Raw genomic sequence first — 18,734 nt, forward strand, 5'->3', positions numbered from 1 at the left:
AAGGAGCTGGCCATGCCGGAAACACAAACCACCCAGACCGCCCAGGCACCCGACCCGATGCGGAACTTCCAGTTCCGGCTGGAGATTCCGGGCGTGGCGCGGGGACATTTCACCGAGGTCAGCGGCCTTGGCGTGCGCGTCCACCCGATCCGCTACCGCGAGGGCGGCATCGGCCAGATCGTGCGAACCTTGCCGGGGCCGGTCGACTATTCCGAGGTGACGCTGCGATATGGCCTGATCCGGGACGCCGAGCTGTGGAACTGGATGCAGGGCACGATCCAGGGCCGGGTCGAGCGGCGCAACGTGTCCATCATGATGCTGGAAACGGATGGCACGACCGAGAGCCTGCGCTGGAACCTCTTCAACGCCTGGCCCTGCGAATGGCAGGGGGCACCCCTGGACGCACTGGGGCGCGACGTGGCGGTCGAGCTGCTGCGCCTTTCCTTCGACCAGCTCGAGCGGGTCTGAGCCATGGCCACGCGGGTCCCGCTCCGGCGCCGGCTTTCGCGCCTTCTGCAGCGGGTGGCGCGCCTGCTCGACGTGCAGGAAAGCGAGCAGCAGGCGCGGATGTTGCGGCTGCGCCGGTCCTTCCCCGAAGCGCCCGAGGCCTGGATCGCGGCGGTGGCGGCCTGCGGAGAGCCCGCCGGTCCGATGCAGGCGGCGCGGCTGTCTAGGCCACCCGGCCGCACTCCCTTAGCCACGCACTCTCCATGGAACATGACACCCTCCGGCCATCCCGAAGGGCGCGGTCGTCCCGACGGCCTTTCTTCCGACCCGCCGCCAGCCCCGCCGATCGTCTCGCCCACGGCGAAGCCTCAAGGACCGCGGCTGGTCTTCGACCATGTCGCCCCCTGTGGAGAGGCGCGGGAACGGGCCTTGTTCCACGGGCGTCCTCCTCTCCGGCCCGCGCCCGCCGTCCTTGCCGATCTGCCGCCTTCACCCTCCCCGGCGCCTGCCCCGATCCCGCCGCCGCCCGGGCGCACGCCGCTGCGGTTCCGCGCCGAGTTCCACCGGGATGCAGCGCCCCATCTCTTTCGCCCGGACCCGCCGCGCGACCGAAGCCCCGCGACTGCCTCCACCGACGCCGCCGCCCCGACCGCCGACTTCCCGGTCTTGCAGCCGGAACGCGAACACCCGGTCGATCCCGCATCCTTTGCCCTGCCCGAACCGAAAGCCTGGCACCGGTCCCTGTGGCCGCCGCCATCCCCGCCGCCCCCCCGGTCGGCGGGGGAAAGGGTTCCCCCCCTCCTGCCCCCGGCCCCCGGCCCGTCCGCCGAGGCAAGGTTCCCGCAGCCGCTGCCCCGGCCCCCCGCTCCGCTCCCCCTTCCGCCCAGGGCATCCTCCCCGGCACGGGCCAGTGAGGCCGTGCCCGCGCTTCCGCATCCCTGGCCCGCGCTTCCCGCCCGCCCCGACCCTCCGGCACCCCCGGCAACGGGCCGCTGGGCCGAGCCCCTGCCCGATCAGGAGAGACGCGGATGGAGCGCGTGACCTTTCTCATCGAGGACACGGGCGAGCGCGTGTCCTGCCTGCTCAATCCCGAAAGCCTGACGCTTACGCGCCGCGCGGGCCTGCGCGAGCGGACCGGCCGGGGCGGCGCACTGACGGGCGCTGCGGGAAGCCACGATCCCCTGATCGCGACCGGGGGCGGCGTGACGGAACTGGAACTGCACCTGCTCTTCGACACGGAACTGGCCCGGAGCCTCGATCCCCGCCCCGCCGCGGCGCCCGCCGGCGGGCCCGAGCCGCCGCGGCTGACCGAGCCCGACGTGCGCGACCTCACGCGGCCCCTGCTGAACCTGGCCGAACCTGCCCCGGGAACGGGGGACAGGCGCGGCGCGGCGGTCTGCCGCTTCATCTGGGGCACGGCCTGGAACCTGCCCGTGGTGGTGCTGGTCGTCGCCGAAAGGCTCGAGCGCTTCGGCCCCGACGGCGTGCCGGGCCGTTCGTGGATGAGCCTGCGCCTGCGGCAGGTGCCCGAGAGCGAAAGCGCCTCCATGGCCCCCCCGCCGCCGGCCGGGGGAACCCTGCCCGAGGCGGCGCCCGAGATGATGCCGGACGCCATCCAGACGGTCGCCGACCCTTCCGGCCAGCCCTCGACGCCGCTTTACCTGGCCGCCCTGTGGCTGACGGGCGATCCCGAGGACTGGCCGCGCGTCGCCGAGGCGAGCGGGATCGAGGACCCGCTGCGGATCGAAGCGGGGACGATCCTGACCGCCGGCCCGACGGCAGAGGCCGCGCCATGACCCGCCCCCTCACCTCGCGGCCCCGCCTGCGTCTCGACCTCGACGGTGCCGAGATGGACGGGGCGCTGGCGGCCCGGCTGTCCTGTGCCGTGCTGCGGCAGGCGCTCGGCGCCCCGGCGGCGCTGGAACTGGACTTTGCCGATCCCGACTGGTCCGACATCCTGCGCACCGGCACGACCGTTCGGGCAGCGATCGACGGCCGCGCCGTCTTCGCGGGTGCCATCACCGGGATGCGCGAGGAATCCTCGGCGTCCGGGCGCTCGCTGCGGGTGGTGGCGCGCGATCCGTTGATCCGCCTTGCCCGGCGGCAGACGCTGCGGGCGCTGGCGGATGTCTCGGCGCCGGATGTGGCAGCGCAGCTTGCCGCCGACATCGGCCTTGGCAGCCGCAGCCTCGAGACCACGCCCAAGCGCCTGCTGGTGCTGCAGCACGAACAGACGGACCTCGACTTCCTTGCCGATCTTTGCGGCCAGTCGGGGCTTTACCCGATCGTGCGCGGCGACCTGCTGCTGCTCATGTCTCTTGCAGGGGACGGAGAGGGCGCGACGCACCTTGAACTGGGACAGTCGCTTCTTTCCTGCGACATCGCCGTCGCCGCCGACAGGTGGCTTCCGGGCGGTGTCATCCACAGCCGCGATCCCCTGTCCCTGAAGTCGCGCATCAACCGCTCGTCCCTCGCGCGGCAGGACCGGGTGGTCGATCTGCACGACCCCGGCGGCGACCCACCGGGGGGCGAGCGGATGCTGCTCAACCGGCACCTCGGGACCGACGCCGAGGCCGAAGCCATGCTGCAGGCCACGCTTGACCGTGCCGCGGCCGAGGCGGCGGTGGCCGAAGGGCTTGCCGAGGGCGACCCGGACCTCGTGCCCGGACGCGCCGTCACCATCGAGGGCGTGCTGCCGCCGCTTGCGGGCGGCTATGTCATCACCCGCGCGCTGCATCGGCTGTCGGCGACGGAAGGATATGTCACCGAGTTCTCGACCGAGGCCCCGCGCCTGCCCCGGCCCGCGCGCACCCCGCTTGTGGCCGTGGGCCGGGTCACCGACGACGGCGACCCCGAGAAGCTGGGCCGCTGCCGGGTCGAGCTGCCGGATTTCGGCGGCCTCGACGCCGGCTGGATGGCCTGCCTTTCGGCGGGCGCGGGTCGCCGCCGAGGGATCGTGGCGCTGCCGCAGAAGGGCGACGACGTGCTGGTGCTGTTCCCCGAGGGCGACCCGGGCCGCGGCATCGTGCTGGGCGGGCTGTTCGGGACCCATGCGCTGCCGTCCGAGGCCCGGCGCGAGCCGCACGGGATCGTGCTGCGGACCGAGGGCGGGCAGATCCTTGACCTTTCCGGCGGCGGCGGCGCGCTGAAGGTCGCGACCTCGGGGGGAAGCCTTCTGGAGATGGGCCCCGGGCAGGTCCGCCTGGCAGCCGCGGCCGACCTGGTCATCGAGGCGCCGCGGCGGACCATCACCATCCGGGCGGCGGAGATCAATTTCGAACGGGAATAGGACATGCTGAAGGTGCTGACCGAGAAGGCCGGACTGAGCTGCGCCCACGGAGGCCGCGTCGGGCTGGAAGCCTCGCAGGACCTGGTGCGGATCCAGGGCGTGCCGGCGCTGGTCCGGCCCGACCTGCTGGACCGGCCGATCAGGGCCTGCCCGCATGCGACGCCCGCCAATCCGCCGTGCTTCAGGACGGTCTCGGTGGACGAGGCGGCGTCCTATTCCAGCTTTGTCTTCATAGAAGGCAAACCCTTGGCGAAGCTGTCCGCCACCGGAAAGACCGACTGGAGCAAGCTCGGGATCGTGCCCTTCTCGGCCGGCGCGGCGGGGCAGGACTTCGTCACCGTGGGCGAATGAAGGAGGGCGCGATGGCAGGCTTGCAGGGATGGCTTTTCGCGCAGCCGGGCGGCCCCGCGCTTGCCGCGAACGGGACCGTGGCCACCGTCAGCGGGCCCGCTCTCATCAGCCAGTCGCTGATGATCCTTCTGGGCACCGTGCCGGGGGAACGGGTGATGCGGCCCGATTACGGCTGCCCGCTGGACCGGCTGGCCTTCGCCCCCAACGACGCGACAACCGCGGGGCTTGCGATCCACTATGTCCGGCAGGCCCTGCGCCGGTGGGAGCCGCGGGTCGAGATCCTGCGGCTGAACGCGGGTCCGTCGCTGCAGGACTCGCCCGAGGCGCTGCGGATCTGGCTCGAATACCGCATCCGGCAGACGGTGCAGCGGGGCAGCCTCAGCTTCACGCTGGATCTGGGGAGGCCCCATGCGTGACGAGGACCTGATCGACCGCCGCCGCTTTGCCGACCTCGTGGACGAGGCGCTGGCGATCATCCGCGCCCGTTGTCCCGACTGGACCGACCACTCGCCCGGCGATCCGGGCATGACCCTGCTCGAGGTCTATGCCTGGCTGACCGAGACGATGCTTTACCGGCTGAACCGCCTGCCGTCCCGGCTGCATCTGGAACTGCTGAAGCTGCTGGGCATCCTGCCGCTGCCCGCCGCCGCGGCCGAAACGCGGCTGCGGGCGAGCCGCGCGGGCGACGATCTGCCCGCCGCCGAATGGCCCGAAGGGCTGCGCGTCTCGGACCCCGAGGGGAAGGTGGTCTTTTCCACCTGCGGCCCGCTTCGTTTCGGCAAGGGCGAAACCGTGGCCGAGGTATCCGCCGTCAACGCCGAGCCGGTCGAAGGCGAGCTGCTGGGACTGGGCACGGGCGAGGCGGGGCGCAGCTTCACCCTGCGCCGGGGGCCGGTGCCACGGCCCCTGCCGGTGGTCGAGACGCTGCGGATCGGCGTCGAATGGCCCGGCGGCGACGAGGTCCCGCCCGAGGCCCGGACCGTCAACCTCGAGGGACGGGTCTTCGTGCTGTGGGACGAGGTGCCGGGCTTCCGTCCCGGCCAGCCTCCGCGCGCCTTCACCGCCGACCGCCTCGCGGGGCGGATCACCTTCGCACCGCTGTCGGGGGTGATCCGCGCGGCGGATTCGGGCGGCTTCGCGATCCCGCCACGGGGGGCCGAGATCCGCGCCTGGTACCTTGTGGGCGGCGGCCGCGCCGGCAACGTTCCCCCCGATACGCTTGTCCGGCTTCGCCAGCCGGTGCCGGGACTTTCGATCACCAATCCTGCCCGCGCGACCGGTGGCGAGGACGCCGAGACGCCCGTCGCCTTCGTGGCGCGCGGCTCCGACGCCGTGAGGATGCCCGAATCCGCGATCACCGCCACGGATTTCGAACGGGTGGCGCTGGCCGCCGGGGGCGTGGCCCGCGCGCGCGCCGAGGCGGAACTGGCCTTGTGGTCCTTCGGCCGGCCCGGCGTGGTTGATGTCCGCATCGTGCCGCAGGTCCCCCCCGACCCCGAGTCCGGCGCCGTGACCGAGGAAATGCTGGCCTCTCACCGTCAGGTGCCGCTGCGCGACCGCGTCGAGAAGCTGCTGGACGCCCACCGCCCCATCGGGGTCCGTGTCGCCGTCGGCTGGACGAAGTGCCGCAGCGTGTCCGTCGAAGCCCGCATTGCCGCCTCGCCGTCCGAGGATCTCGCCGCGCTGGAACGGCGGGTCACGCGCCGGCTGAACGCGCTGCTGTCGCCGCTCGGCGGCTGGCCCGCCGGCAAGGCCCTGCGCATCTCGGAGGTTTACGAGGCGATCCTCGCCGAGCCGGGGGTGCGCTATGCCGAAGGGGTGAGCCTGTCCACCGGCGACGGGCCGGAAGGGCCTGTCAGCCGGCTGGTTGCCGATCCGCACCAGCCGCGCACGCTTTACGCACTGATGACCGACGGGCTCTACCGCTCGCTCGACGACGCGCAAAGCTGGGAGCGGGTCGCGGGAGAGGACGGAGTGCGGCCCAAGGCGCTGGCGACCGACCCCGAGGTGCCGGGCTTCCTGGCGCTTGCGCTCGAACGCGCGGACAGCCAGACCGAGCTTCGCACCTCGCGCAGCTGCGGCGAGGACTGGGCCGAGCTGGAGGTCCTGCCCAAGCCGGTCCACGGCCTTGCCGTCACGGTGCGCGAAGGCCGACGCTGGCTGGTGATCGCCGGCGCCGAGGGCTGCCTGCAACGCGACCTTTCCACGCCGGGGCTGCAGGCAACCGAGGTCGGATCGGGCGTCACCGGCTTCTACGCCGCCGCCAGCGCGACCAACGCCGCCGGCGTGGGCTTCGTGGCGCTGGCCGCGCGCTCGGGCGGGGGCGTGTGGCTTTCCTCACGCTGCGGGGCCAGCGGCAGTTTCGAGCAGCTTCCCGGATCGCACGGGCTCGACATCCGATCGCTCGCCTTCTCGCGCGAAGGCGGGCAGCTCTGGCTTTGGGCAGCGGTATGGGCCGAGGCAGGGCAGACCTGGACCGGGCCGATGCGGATCTCGGTGCGCTCGGACGGGCTGGACCCGATGGGCTGGCAGCGGCTTTCCGAGGGCTGGAAAGGCGGATCCTGCCTGGCCTTCGACGTGGCCGCAGGGCAGGTCGCCGCCGGCACCCGCGACGCAGGCGTGCTGATGCTTGATGCAGGCAGCGCCAAGCCCGCCTGGCGCGCGTCCCGGCTGACCTCGGGCCTGCCGATCGACGCCGACCGGGCGCGGCTTCTGCCGGTGGCGGCGGTGGCGCTGCGACCCGGCGCGCGGGTGCTGCTGGCGGGAACCGCGCAGGGGCTGTTCCGCGGCGAGCCGGCCGAACTCACCTTTACCCGCATCGAGGGCCGCCGCTTCACCGACCGCCTTCCGCTGCCGCCCGGCTGGCTGCCCTGTGCGGGCGCGCACCGGATGCAGTTCGGCGCCGAAGTTCCGGGGGGTCCCGATGCAACCGGCTGAGATCGCCCTGCTGCTGCCCGAGATCTACCGCCGCGAGATCGCCGAAGGCTCGGTTCTCGACGGGCTGCTGCATGTCATGGCGGCGCTGCATGGCTCGCTCGAGGCCGCGATCGCCGATCCGGCGCTGCTGATCGATCCCCGCCGCGCGCCCGACCGGCTGGTGCCGGTGCTGGCGGCCTGGGTGGGCCTGGGGCATTACCTGCAGGCCAACCCCGGCGAGGACCGCCCCGACACTGCCGAGCTGCGCGAGCTGGTGGCGGCCGCGGCCGGGCTGAGCCGCCGCAGCGGCTCGGCCGCCACCCTGCGCCAGTTTCTTGAAACGGCGACCGGCACCCAGGGCTTCGCCATCGAGGAAAGCGCCGAGCGCCCGTTCCATTTCAGCGTCAGCATCCCGCCCGCGGCCCTGCCCCGGCTCGACCTCGTGCTGCGCATCATCGCGTTCGAGAAACCCGCCTTCACCACCTTCGAATTGACCCCAGTCCCCGACGTCGGCCCGAACCAAGGGAGTTGAGAAGATGCCGTCCTTCCAGATCACCGAAGCACCCTCGCGGCTAGAGATGGGGGCGCCTGACGCAAGCGGGGTGACGCCGCCCGCGAAGGCCACGTTCCTGGTCCGCAACATGGCTCCGTCCGCGCAGGTGGGCCGGATCACCGTCGAGCCGCTGGAAGGCGCGCGGCCCGAGTGGTTCGAGATCGCGGGCGCGCCCGCGACCTCGCCCGGCAAGATCGAGCGCGACTTCGTTTACGGCGGCAACCACGCGATCGACGTGACCGTGCGCCCGCCTGCGAACGCGCCGGCGGGGAACTACGGCTTCCGCCTGCGGGTGGCTGCCGAAGGCGACCCCGACGCGGATTTCGTGCAGGGGCCCGCGGTCGCCTTTGCGCTGACGGGCGTCGCCGCCCCGCCCGCGCCGAAAAAGCGGGTGCCCTGGTGGATCTTCGCCGCCGCCGCCGCGATGGTGGCGGTGCTGGTGGGGGTCGGCGCCTTCATGTTCATGCGCCCCCCCGCCACCCCGGTGCCCGAGGGTCTCGTGGGCCAGCGCGCCGAGGTTGCCGCCGCGACGGTCGTGTCCACCATCAACCGGGGGGTCAGCTTCGCGCTGACGCGCGACGGCGAGGGCGAGCCCCTGGCGGTGCTTTCGACGGACCCGCGTGCAGGCGCGGGCGTGGACGAGGACGAGATCGTGGAACTGACCGCACTGACACCGGCGGGGTCCTGCGATTCGCTGATCTGCCGCTTTCCGGATGCCCGCTTTCCGCCCGCTGCCGTGACCGCGCTGGCGGCCGAAGGCTTCGACGTCAAATATGCGCCGGCGCTGTCCATCGCCGATGGCCAGGTCCTAGTGGACACCGCGAAGCTTGCCGAGATCAAGAACGCCGCGCCGCCCGTCCCGATGGTGCGCCTGCCCCGCCTTGCGGGAATGACCGTGTCGCAGGTGCAGCAGACCTTGAGTGACCTCGGGCTGGGGATGGAACTGAGCAGCGTCACCGAAGGCCCGGAAGACGGGCTGGTCCGCCGCACCGTGCCCGAGGGTCCGACCGAGCTTCCGGCGGGAAGCATCGTCCAGGTGATCTATCGCAGCCAGCCCTGCACGGGCATCCGGTGCTTCGTCGTCAGGGACCTTGTCGTGGCACCCCGGTTCATGGACGGCGTCAACATGCAGAGGTTGCAGCAGTGATCCCGGCGGGCGGCGTCGATCCCCCTTTGGATGGCGGATCATGCGAAAGGGGCTGATCGCGCTGGCGCTGTTCGGAGCGCTGTTCGTGGCCCTGATGTTTCTTGCGCCCCGCCCGCGCGGCGGGGATGATCCGCCGGCTTGGACCCGGGTGCTGGGCCGGGTTCTCGGGGGCTGGGCACCGCGGGTCCGCGACCTCGGCGGCGAGACCGCCTTCGCCCAGGCTGCGGGCGAGGCGCGCGAGGCCGAGATCCCCCCTGCCCCCGGCCAGGACCTGCGCCTGCTCACGCTGCGCCATCAGGACGGCGGCGCCGCGCTTGTGACATTCGTCTGTCGCCCCACGCCGGCCCGGCAGTGCGATCCGCCCGAGGCGGTGGCCTGCCTCGGGCTGCCGCTGCACCCCGCCTGCGAGCCGCAGATCGAGAAAGGGGATCAGGGCGACGAAATCTCCTTCACCGTCGGACCGGGCGGCGGCCATCTGACGATCGAGGCGCAGACGGCACTGCGCTTCCAGGTGGTGCAGTGACCCGGCGGCCCGGTCCGCAGGCGACGCGCCTTTCCGGTCGCAGGCCGGGGGCGTCGTAGGTCGGGCGCTGGGTAGTCAGGCCGCCGCACGCCCCTGCGCGGACTGTCGACGGGCGCGGCGCCTGCCCCCGCCTTTTCTGGATCGCAGTTGCACCAGCCCCTTCTGCAGGGCGACGAAACCGAACAACAGCATGCCGATCACGATCTTGGTCCACCAGCTGGACAGCGTGCCGTCGAAGACGATGTAGGTCTGGATCAGCCCCATGATCAGCACGCCGACCAGCGTTCCCGGCACGAAGCCGCTGCCGCCGGTCAGCAGCGTGCCGCCGATCACGACGGCGGCGATGGCGTCCAGCTCGGTGCCGACCGTCGCCAGCGAATAGCCGGCCGAGGTGTAGACGGCGAAGACCACCCCGGCCAGCCCTGCGCAGAAGCCCGACAGGCCGTAAACCGCCACCGTCGTGCGGCCGACATCGACGCCCAGCAGGCGCGCCGTGCGGGCGTCCCCGCCGACCGCCATCACGCGGGTGCCGAAGGGGCTGCGGTGGATCAGCAGCGTGACTGCCGCCACCGTCAGCAGCATCAGCCCCGCGATCAGCGTCAGCCGGCCCTTGCCCGGCATCAGCCAGTAGGCGGACTGGATCGCCTCGATCGCCGGGTGGCGGATGGGGATCGAGTCGATCGACAGCACATAGGCCGCGCCGCGCGCCATGAACATGCCGGCAAGCGTGACGATGAAGGGTGGCATCTCCAGCAGGTGGATGACCGCACCCATCGCCAGGCCGAAAAGCGTGGTGATCAGCAGCAGCAGGACGAACACGGCATAGGGATGCAGGCCCGTGTCGCGCAGCATCACGCCGATGAACACGCCCGAGAAGGCGATCACCGCGCCGACCGACAGGTCGATCCCGCCCGACAGGATCACGACCGTCATGCCCACCGCGACGATGCCCAGATAGGCGTTGTCGGTCAGAAGGTTGCCGATCACGCGCGTGGACAGGATGGCCGGGAACTGCAGCCAGGCCAGGCCATAGGCCAGAACGAAGATCCCGCAGGTGACGACAAAGGGCAGAAGCCGCGCGTTCATGTCGGTGTTCCCCGCCGCATGGCCCTGCGGCGTGCCAGCAGGGGCCGCAGCCGCGGCGATTGCACCACCAGGATCACCAGCACGATCCATGCCTTGATCAGCAGGTTGTACTCGGGTGGGAAACCCGCCAGCAGGATGCCGGTGTTGACGGTCTGGGTGATCATGGCCCCGATCAGCGAGGCGACGACCGAAAACCGCCCCCCCAGAAGCGAGTTGCCGCCGATCACCACCGCAAGGATCGCGTCGAGCTCAAGCCACAGCCCCGCGTTGTTGGCGTCGGCACCGCGGATATCCGCCGTCACCACCAGCCCGGCCAGCGCCGCGCAGAGGCCCGAGACGACATAAACCGCGATGATCGTGACGCGGGTGTTCACCCCGGCGCGATAGGCGGCGCGGGCGTTCACGCCCACCGCCTCGATCAGGAAGCCCAGTGCGGTGCGGCGCAGGACAAGGATCGTGCCCACGGCGGCGGCGGTCCACAGCAGGACGGGAAACGGCACGCCCAGGACCGCGCCCGACCCGAGAAAGGCAAGACCCGGGTCCGAGAAGGTCAGGATCGCCCCTTCGGTCACAAGCTGCGCGATGCCCCGGCCCGCCACCATCAGGATCAGCGTGGCGATGATCGGCTGGATGCGCAGCACCGACACCAGCAGCCCGTTCCACAGCCCGCAGGCCGCGCCGGTCGCCAGCGCGGCCAGCAACGTCACCGGCAGCGGATAGCCCAGCGTCACCATCTTCGCCGCCACCGCGCCGCAGATGGCCATGACCGCGCCGACCGACAGGTCGATGCCGCCCGTGGCGATCACCAGCGTCATGCCGATGGCCAGCAGCGCCACGGGCGCGCCGCGGTTCAGCACGTCGATCGGGCTGCCGTACAGACGGCCGTTCGCCACCGAGATCTCCAGAAAGCCGGGCGAGACGACGGTGATCGCGGCGACCAGCAGCACCAAGGTCGCCAGCATCGGCAGGATCCGGGCAAGGCCGGCAGGCAGGGTCATGGCGCGGTCCTCTGCTGCGGAGCGGCGGCGATGGCCGCGACGATGGCCCCGGTGCTGACGGCGGCGCCCGCAAGCTCGGCCACCTGGCGGCGGTCGCGCATGACGATCACCCGGTCCGAATAGGCGGCCAGTTCGTCCAGCTCGGACGAGATCACCAGCAGCGACATGCCGCGGTCGCAAAGCTCCTCGATGACGCGGATGATCTCGGCATGGGCGCCCACGTCGATGCCGCGCGTGGGCTCGTCGAGGATCAGGAATCCGGGGTTCATCAGCAGCCAGCGGGCGAGGATCACCTTCTGCTGGTTGCCCCCCGACAGCTCGCCCACCCGTTTCTCGGCATGGGGCGTGCGGATGTCGAGGCGGCGGATGTAGTCGGCGACCATCCGGTCCTGCTCGCGCCGGGCGACGGGGCGGGTCCATCCGCGACGTGCCTGCAGGGCCAGCATCATGTTCTCGCGCACGCCCAGGTCGGCCACGATGCCGTCGGTCTTGCGGTCCTCGGGGCAGAAGCCCATCCCGGCCCGGATGGCGGCGCGCGGGCTGTCCAGCCGCCGCGCCGTGCCGCCGACCTCGGCCGTGCCGCTGTCGCTGCCGTCGATGCCGAAGATCGCCTCGGCCATCTCGGTCCGGCCCGAGCCCAGCAGCCCCGCGAGGCCCACGATCTCGCCCTTGCGGATGGTCAGGTCGAATGGCTCGACGCGCCCGCTGCGGCCGAAGTCGCGGAACTGGGCGGCCGGGGGGCCGTCGTCCGGCGCGCGGGCGCGGTGCCCGGTTTCGGCCTGCGCGAGGTCGTGGCCCAGCATCATGTTCACCAGCGCCAGCCGGTCCACCCCGGCCGCGGGACCGCCGCCGACGTTGCGGCCGTTGCGCAGCACGGTCAGGCGGTCGGCGATGGCATAAACCTGATCAAGGAAATGCGAGATGAAGACGATCGCCAGGCCCCGGCCGCGCAAGCGGCGCAGGATGCCGAACAGCCGCTCGACCTCGGCCGCGTCCAGGCTGGCGGTCGGCTCGTCCAGGATCAGCACCTTGTCGGACAGCGACACCGCGCGGGCGATGGCGACGATCTGCTGGACCGCGACCGAATAGGCGTCCAGCGGCCGGGTCACGTCGATGTCGAGGTCATAGTCCGCCAGCAGCCGCGCAGCCTCGCGTCCCGCCCCGCGCCGGTCGGTCAGCCCCAGCCGCCGCGGCTCGCGTCCCAGCATCAGGTTCTCGGCCACCGTAAGGTTGGGCAGCAGGTTCACCTCCTGGTAGACCGTGCCGATGCCCAGCGCCTGGGCGTCGGCCGTGCTGCGCGGGGCGACCGGCCGGCCGTCCAGCAGCACCGTGCCGCCGTCGCGCGCATAGGCGCCGGTCAGGCACTTGATCAGGGTGGACTTGCCGGCGCCGTTCTCGCCCAGCAGCGCGTGGACCTCGCCGCGGGCCAGCGTGAAGTCCACGGCGTCGAGCGCCACCGTGCCGGGGAAACGCTTCGTGATCCCGCGCGCCTCAAGAACCGCGTCCATGCCAGCGCCCTCCCCTGCGCGTCGTCCTGGCGGGCCGGGGGCGGCGGCGGGCCGCCCCCGGTGCTCTGCGGCTCAGTAGCCGAGGTTCTTCTTGGACTCGTAGATCGCCTGCGGATCGTCGGCCTGGGTGTAGAGCTTCGATTCCGTCTGGATGAACTTCGGCGGCACCGTCCCGTTCTTCCAATAGGCTTCCAGCGCATCGAAGGCGGGCCCCGCCATGTTCGGCGTCAGTTCGACCGTGGCGTTCGCCTCGCCCGCGGCCATTGCCTGGAAGATGTCGGGAACTGCGTCGATCGACACCACGAGGATGTCCGTGCCGGGTTTCTTTCCGGCTTCCTTGATGGCCTGAATGGCGCCCACGGCCATGTCGTCGTTATGGGCGTAAAGCGCGCAGATCTCGGTCCCGCCCTCGGCCTTGAGGAAGCTTTCCATCACTTCCTTGCCCTTGGTCCGGGTGAAGTCCCCGGTCTGGCTGCGGGTAATCTTGATATTGTCGTGCCCGGCGATCCCGGCCTCGAAGCCGGCCTTGCGCTTGATGGCCGGGGACGACCCGGTCGTGCCCTGCAGTTCGACCACGTTGCAGGTCTTGTCACCCACCTGCTGGACCAGCCATTCCCCGGCCACGCGGCCCTCGTGTTCAAGGTCCGAGCCGACGGCGGTCAGGTACAGGTCCTCGCTGGAGTCCACCTGCCGGTCGAGCAGCACGACCGGGATCTCGGCTTCCTTGGCCTCCTGCAGCACCTGATCCCAGCCGGTGGCGACGACCGGCGCCAGAAGGATCGCGTCCACGCCCTGGGCGATGAAGGTCTTCACCGCCTTGATCTGGTTCTCCTGCTTCTGCTGGGCATCGGCGAACTTGAGGTCATGCCCCCGCTTCTCGGCCTCCTGCCGCGTCACGGTGGTCTCGGCGGCGCGCCAGCCGGATTCCGAACCGATCTGGGCGAAGCCCACGGTCTCGGCTGCCGCAGGCAGGGCGGCAAGGGCGGTGGTGGCGAACAGCGCATAGGCGGTCAGGTTCTTCATCTCGTCCTCCTCTGGGGGCTCTCCCCGCCCCGGTCATGGCCCTCGGGCCCATCCGGCTCGGCCTCTGCGGGCGTCAGCCGAATCCGCGTGATCTGCCGGTAGGTTTCGCCCGGGCGCAGCCGCGCCGAGGGAAAGCCCGGATGGTTGGGCGCGTCGGGCCACAGCTGCGGCTCAAGCGCGATGCCGGCGAAGCGCCGGTAGGGCAGGCCTGCAAGGCCCGGCGCGCCGAGGCGGATGTGGTCGCCGGCATAGACCTGCAACCCCGGCTCGGTGGACTCGAGCTGCAGAACCGGCCCGCCGGGGGCCGACAGCACCGCGACCGGGCGCGGCTGGGGCAGGCGAACGTCGCCAAGGCAGAGGTTGTCGTCGATCAGCCCCGCCTCCAGCCGCTCGCCCAGCCGGACCGGCTGGCGCCAGTCGTGGCGCGTGCCCGCGACCGGGGGCGTCTCGCCCGTGGGGATCAGATCGGCGTCGGTTGCCGTGAACCGCTCGGCCGGGCAGCGCAGCAGGTGATCGGCAACGGTGGGCTGACCCGACAGGTTGAAGTAGCTGTGCTGCGCGAAGTTGCAGAGCGTCTCGGCATCCGTGGCGGCCGTGACCTCGATCCCCAGCACCGGCCCGGGCGTGATCGCATAGCGCACCGTCACGTCCAGCGCGCCGGGAAAGCCCATGTGACCGTCGGGCAGTCGGTCATGCATAGTCACCGCATCCGCCGCCACCTTGCCCAGCCGCCAGTTGCGCACCCCCGTCCCGTCCGCGCCGCCGTGCAGCAGGTGGCGGCCAAGGAAGTTGCGGTCGAGCTGGTGGTCCCGTCCCCCGATCCGCGCGCGCCCGCCGGCGATGCGGTTGGCATAGCGCCCGACGATCGCGCCGAAATACAGGCCCTCGGCCAGATAGGGCCCAAGGGTGGGGAAGCCCAGAACCAGCGGCTGCGGAAAGCCCGCAAGGCGCAGGTCCTGAAGGGTCGCGCCATGCGTCAGCACCCAGGCCGAGAGCCCGTGCCCGGAGATGGCGATGCGGCTCACGCGCTGGCCGTCGGGGCGCAGGCCGAAGTCCTCGACGGCGGAAGCCTGTTCCCCCACCGCGGCATCCTGGGGGGCGCGCATCGCCTCAGTCCTCGAAGGCATCGGTCTGGACCCGCCGGCCGAGCATGAAGGCATCCGCCACATGCAGTTGCGGCCGCAGGTCCACGGCGCTTTCCCGCGCCGCGAGAAGGCGCGCGAACTCGGCATAGATCCCGTCATATTCCGAGGCGAGCGTCTCGGCCTGCGCCAGCACCGCGCCGCCCGCTTGCGCCTGCGCGCCGCCGCCGGTCAGCAGCAGGGGGCCCGCGTCGGTGTCCAGTTCGATTTCCCATGTCTGCGGGCCGGTCTGGCGCCAGTCGAAATCGGCCTCGACCGCCCGCCCCTCGGTGGTGCGCAGGGTGAGGCGCGCGGCAATGGGGGTGTCGCGGTTGGCAGGGAACTCAAGTTCGGCCGCGCTGACGAAGACCTCGACCGGCAGGATGGCGGTCAGCACCGACAATGCGTTGATGCCGGGGTCGAAGACGCCGAGGCCACCCGCCTGCCAGATCCAGTCCTGCCCGGGATGCCAGCGGCGCACATCCTCGCGCCAGGTGATGCGCCCACCCAGGATGCGCCGGTCCGCAAGCCAGTCCCGCGCCGGGGCGACCCCCGCGGCATGGCGCGAGTGCCAGGTCGCGTAAAGCACCCTGCCCGCGTCGCGCGCCAGCCGGTCCAGCGCCATGACCTCGGCCATGGAAGCGCCGGGCGGCTTTTCCAGCAGCACGTCGCGCCCGGCCTCCAACGCCGCGCGGGCCATGCCGAAGCGCACCTGCGGCGGCACGCAGAGCGCCACCGCCCCCACCCCGGGCATGGCGGCCAGCGCCTCCTCCAGCCCTGCGAAGGACGGCACGTCGGGCAGGCTGGCGTTGCGGCTGACGGTGGCCGCCAGCCGGAAGGCGGGGTTGGCGGCGATGGACGGCAGGTGCTGGTCGCGGGCGATCTTGCCCAGGCCCACGACGGCGATCCCGACCGGCTCAGTGGCTGTCACGACCCACCTCCGATCCGCGGCAGCCGAGAAGGAAGTCGAAGTCCGCGCCCGTGTCCGCGCCCTGCACGTGGTCATGGAAAAGCTGCGCATAGCCGCCCTCGGGGCGCGGCAGCGGCGGGGTCCAGTCGCGCAGCCGGGCAGCGATCTCGTCGTCGCTGACGTCCAGGTGGACGCGGCGGGCGGGCACGTCGATCTCGATGATGTCGCCGGTCCGCACGATGGCCAGGGGGCCGCCGCGCGCGGCCTCGGGGCTGGTGTGCAGCAGGACGGTGCCGTAGGCGGTGCCCGACATGCGCGCGTCCGAGATGCGGATCATGTCGGTGATGCCCTTGCGCAGCACCTTGGGCGGCAGGCCCATGTTGCCGACCTCGGGCATCCCCGGATAACCGCGAGGCCCGCAGTTCTTCAGCACCATCACGCAAGTCTCGTCGATGTCGAGCGCCTCGTCGCCGATCCGCGCCTTGTAGTCGTCGATGTCCTCGAACACGACCGCACGGCCGCGATGGCGCAGCAGGTGCGGACTGGCGGCCGAGGGCTTCAGCACCGCCCCCTGCGGCGCGAGGTTGCCGCGCAGCACCGCGATGCCGCCGTTCTGCGTCAGCGCACGCTCGACCGGCAGGATCACGTCCTCGTTCCAGTTCACGGCGTCCTGCACCTGTTCCCAGGCGGTCTGGCCGCTGACGGTCAGCGCCTCGCGGTTCAGCAGCCCGGCCTCGCCCAGCCGCTTGAGCACGACGGGCAGGCCGCCTGCATAGAAGAACTCCTCCATCAGGTACTTGCCCGAGGGCATCAGGTTGACGATCGTGGGCACGTCGCGGCCCAGCCGGTCCCAATCGTCCAAGCTCAGGTCCACGCCGGCGCGGCCCGCCAGCGCCAGCAGGTGGATCACGGCGTTGGTGGACCCGCCGATGGCGCCATTGCAGCGGATCGCGTTCTCGAAGGCCGCGCGCGTCAGCACGTCGCTGGGCTTCAGGTCGTCCTTGACCATCTGCACGATGCGCCGCCCGGTCAGCTGCGCCATCATCCGGCGGCGCGAATCCACCGCGGGGACCGCGGCATTGCCCGACAGCGCCATGCCCAGCGCCTCGGCCATGCTGGCCATGGTCGAGGCGGTGCCCATGGTGTTGCAGCTGCCGGGGCTGCGGCTCATGGCGTTCTCGGCTTCCAGGAAGTCGGCGCGGCTCATCCGGCCCGCCTTGATGTCCTCGGACATCTGCCACAGCGCGGTGCCCGAGCCCACGCGCTCGCCCCTAAACCAGCCGTTCAGCATCGGCCCGCCGGTGACGACGATGGCCGGCAGATCGACGCTCGCCGCGCCCATCAGCAGGCTGGGCGTGGTCTTGTCGCAGCCCACCATCAGCACGCAGCCGTCCATCGGCTGGCCCCGGATGGCCTCCTCGACGGCCATGGCGGCAAGGTTGCGGAACATCATCGCGCTGGGGCGAAAGCTCGATTCCGCGGCCGAAAAGACCGGCACCTCGACAGGAAAGCCGCCGGCCTCGAAGATGCCGTGCTTCACGCGCTGGGCCAGGTCGTGCAGATGGGCGTTGCAGGGCGTCAGCTCGGACCAGGTGTTCAGGATGCCGATCACCGGGCGGCCATCGAACAGGTCGGCCGGGAAGCCCTGGTTCTTCATCCAGCTGCGGTGGTAGATGTTGTCGCGGCTGTCGCCCCCGAACCATTCCTGCGAACGAAGGCGGCGCGGCCAGGGGGCGGGGGTGAAGGGCATCGCGTTCCCCCCTTCCCTACAGCGCCCGGACGGCGGTGGCCGCCGTCGCGGCGGGGGCGCGGCCCAGCCTGTTCGTCAGGGGCAGGCCGAAGGCAGGGGCCTCGATCTCGAACACATCGCCCGGCTCGGTCGCCACGCCCGCGGCGAAGCTGAGCGTCGCGGTCCCGAACATGTGGACGTGCACGTCGCCCGGGCGGCGGAACTGGTCGTACTTGAAATGGTGATGTTCCAGGTTGGCGATCGTGTGGGACATGTTCGCCTCGCCCGACAGGAAGGGCTGCTCGAACACCACCTGGCCGCCGCGGCGGATGCGCGAGGTGCCGCGGATGTCCTCGGGCAACGGGCCCACCAGGATTTCGGGGCCATAGCTCGCCTGGCGCAGCTTGGAATGGGCAAGGTAAAGGTAGTTCACCTTCTCCATCACGTGGTCCGAGAACTCGTTGCCCAGCGCGAAGCCCAGGCGGAAGGGCACGCCGTCGGGGCCGATGACGTAAAGGCCCGCGATCTCGGGCTCTTCGCCGCCGTCCTGGGCGAAGCCGGGCATCCGCAGTTCGCCCCCCGGCGCGACGACGCAATGGCCGTCGCCCTTGTAGAACCATTCGGGCTGAACGCCCTCGCGCCCCGCCTCGGGCCGCCCGCCTTCCAGCCCCATGCGGAACATGCGCATCGAGTCCGTCATCGGCGTGTCGGCGACATTGTCGTCGCGGTGCATGGCGTCGCGCGTCGCGGCCGAACCGAGATGGGTCAGCCCGGTGCCCGTCACCAGCAGATGCGCCGGATCGGGATGGGTCAGCGGCGGCAGCACGCGCCCCTCGTCCAGCGCGGCGCGCAGGTCCACCGCGGGGCCGGGCCGGCGCGAGGACAGCACCTCGGCCAGCGTCCGCCCTTCGGCGATGCAGTGCTGCGCCAGGTCCAGCATCGAGGCGAAGCCCTGGACCTCATGTGCCTCGGTGCCGTCGCGCATCACCACCGTGGTGCGGCCGTCTCGGGTCGTGATCTGGGACAGCAGCATCGGTCCACCCTCTTCCGCGCCGCCGGGCATCCTGGCCGCGTCACCCTTGCGTAGCGAGGCCGGCGTCATGCGGTCAAATGCGATTATTGACGCCCGACAT

General features: G+C 71.6%; 17 protein-coding genes. 9 read left to right on the forward strand and 8 right to left on the reverse strand.

The window, feature by feature from the left end; genetic code table 11:
• The first annotated feature begins 12 nt into the window (after positions 1–12).
• The 9 genes from CK240_RS11920 (at position 13) to CK240_RS11960 (ending at position 9,226) form a co-directional block, all read left to right on the forward strand.
• Positions 13–468: a phage tail protein gene (locus CK240_RS11920; protein ID WP_095640571.1), complete on the forward strand. Its 456-nt coding sequence runs from the start codon at positions 13–15 to the stop codon at positions 466–468.
• Positions 469–1,475: 1,007 nt separating this feature from the next.
• Positions 1,476–2,243, forward strand: coding sequence for a CIS tube protein (locus CK240_RS11925; protein WP_095640572.1), 768 nt, complete (start codon positions 1,476–1,478; stop codon positions 2,241–2,243).
• Positions 2,240–3,736, forward strand: coding sequence for a phage baseplate assembly protein V (locus tag CK240_RS11930; RefSeq protein WP_095640573.1), 1,497 nt, complete (start codon positions 2,240–2,242; stop codon positions 3,734–3,736). The genes CK240_RS11925 and CK240_RS11930 overlap by 4 nt, the downstream gene beginning before the upstream one ends.
• A 3-nt stretch (positions 3,737–3,739) precedes the next feature.
• On the forward strand, positions 3,740–4,087 hold the full coding sequence (locus CK240_RS11935) for a PAAR domain-containing protein (RefSeq protein WP_095640574.1): 348 nt from the start codon (positions 3,740–3,742) through the stop codon (positions 4,085–4,087).
• Positions 4,088–4,098: 11 nt separating this feature from the next.
• Complete coding sequence (locus CK240_RS11940; RefSeq protein WP_095640611.1) at positions 4,099–4,503, forward strand: GPW/gp25 family protein; 405 nt, start codon at positions 4,099–4,101, stop codon at positions 4,501–4,503.
• On the forward strand, positions 4,496–7,024 hold the full coding sequence (locus CK240_RS11945; RefSeq protein ID WP_095640575.1) for a baseplate J/gp47 family protein: 2,529 nt from the start codon (positions 4,496–4,498) through the stop codon (positions 7,022–7,024). Before CK240_RS11940 ends, CK240_RS11945 begins: the two co-directional genes overlap by 8 nt.
• Positions 7,011–7,535 carry a phage tail protein gene (locus CK240_RS11950; protein WP_095640576.1) on the forward strand — a complete coding sequence of 175 codons (525 nt, stop codon included), beginning with the start codon at positions 7,011–7,013 and terminating at the stop codon, positions 7,533–7,535. The genes CK240_RS11945 and CK240_RS11950 overlap by 14 nt, the downstream gene beginning before the upstream one ends.
• A 4-nt stretch (positions 7,536–7,539) precedes the next feature.
• Positions 7,540–8,703, forward strand: coding sequence for a Stk1 family PASTA domain-containing Ser/Thr kinase (locus CK240_RS11955; protein WP_095640577.1), 1,164 nt, complete (start codon positions 7,540–7,542; stop codon positions 8,701–8,703).
• A gap of 40 nt (positions 8,704–8,743) precedes the next feature.
• Complete coding sequence (locus tag CK240_RS11960) at positions 8,744–9,226, forward strand: hypothetical protein (protein ID WP_095640578.1); 483 nt, start codon at positions 8,744–8,746, stop codon at positions 9,224–9,226.
• 75 nt (positions 9,227–9,301) lie between these two features.
• Here the strand turns inward: CK240_RS11960 and yjfF are convergent, their stop codons facing one another.
• From yjfF to araD1, 8 genes are all read right to left on the reverse strand, one after another.
• Positions 9,302–10,312 carry a galactofuranose ABC transporter, permease protein YjfF gene (yjfF, locus tag CK240_RS11965; protein ID WP_095640579.1) on the reverse strand — a complete coding sequence of 337 codons (1,011 nt, stop codon included), beginning with the start codon at positions 10,310–10,312 and terminating at the stop codon, positions 9,302–9,304.
• Positions 10,309–11,310, reverse strand: coding sequence for an ABC transporter permease (locus CK240_RS11970; protein WP_095640580.1), 1,002 nt, complete (start codon positions 11,308–11,310; stop codon positions 10,309–10,311). Before CK240_RS11970 ends, yjfF begins: the two co-directional genes overlap by 4 nt.
• Positions 11,307–12,818 carry a sugar ABC transporter ATP-binding protein gene (locus CK240_RS11975; RefSeq protein ID WP_095640581.1) on the reverse strand — a complete coding sequence of 504 codons (1,512 nt, stop codon included), beginning with the start codon at positions 12,816–12,818 and terminating at the stop codon, positions 11,307–11,309. The genes CK240_RS11970 and CK240_RS11975 overlap by 4 nt, the downstream gene beginning before the upstream one ends.
• Before the next feature lie 72 nt (positions 12,819–12,890).
• Complete coding sequence (gene ytfQ, locus CK240_RS11980) at positions 12,891–13,841, reverse strand: galactofuranose ABC transporter, galactofuranose-binding protein YtfQ (protein WP_095640582.1); 951 nt, start codon at positions 13,839–13,841, stop codon at positions 12,891–12,893.
• Positions 13,838–14,947 (reverse strand): aldose epimerase family protein, encoded by a 1,110-nt coding sequence (locus tag CK240_RS11985; RefSeq protein WP_095640583.1) that lies wholly within the window; start codon positions 14,945–14,947, stop codon positions 13,838–13,840. The genes ytfQ and CK240_RS11985 overlap by 4 nt, the downstream gene beginning before the upstream one ends.
• 4 nt (positions 14,948–14,951) lie before the next feature.
• Positions 14,952–15,893 carry a Gfo/Idh/MocA family protein gene (locus tag CK240_RS11990; protein WP_240517394.1) on the reverse strand — a complete coding sequence of 314 codons (942 nt, stop codon included), beginning with the start codon at positions 15,891–15,893 and terminating at the stop codon, positions 14,952–14,954.
• Positions 15,880–17,622, reverse strand: coding sequence for an L-arabinonate dehydratase (gene araD / locus CK240_RS11995; RefSeq protein ID WP_095640585.1), 1,743 nt, complete (start codon positions 17,620–17,622; stop codon positions 15,880–15,882). The genes CK240_RS11990 and araD overlap by 14 nt, the downstream gene beginning before the upstream one ends.
• Before the next feature lie 16 nt (positions 17,623–17,638).
• Complete coding sequence (araD1, locus tag CK240_RS12000; RefSeq protein ID WP_095640586.1) at positions 17,639–18,634, reverse strand: AraD1 family protein; 996 nt, start codon at positions 18,632–18,634, stop codon at positions 17,639–17,641.
• Positions 18,635–18,734 lie beyond the last annotated feature (100 nt).

This window comes from Paracoccus salipaludis (genome assembly GCF_002287065.1).
Taxonomy (GTDB): Bacteria; Pseudomonadota; Alphaproteobacteria; order Rhodobacterales; family Rhodobacteraceae; genus Paracoccus; species Paracoccus salipaludis.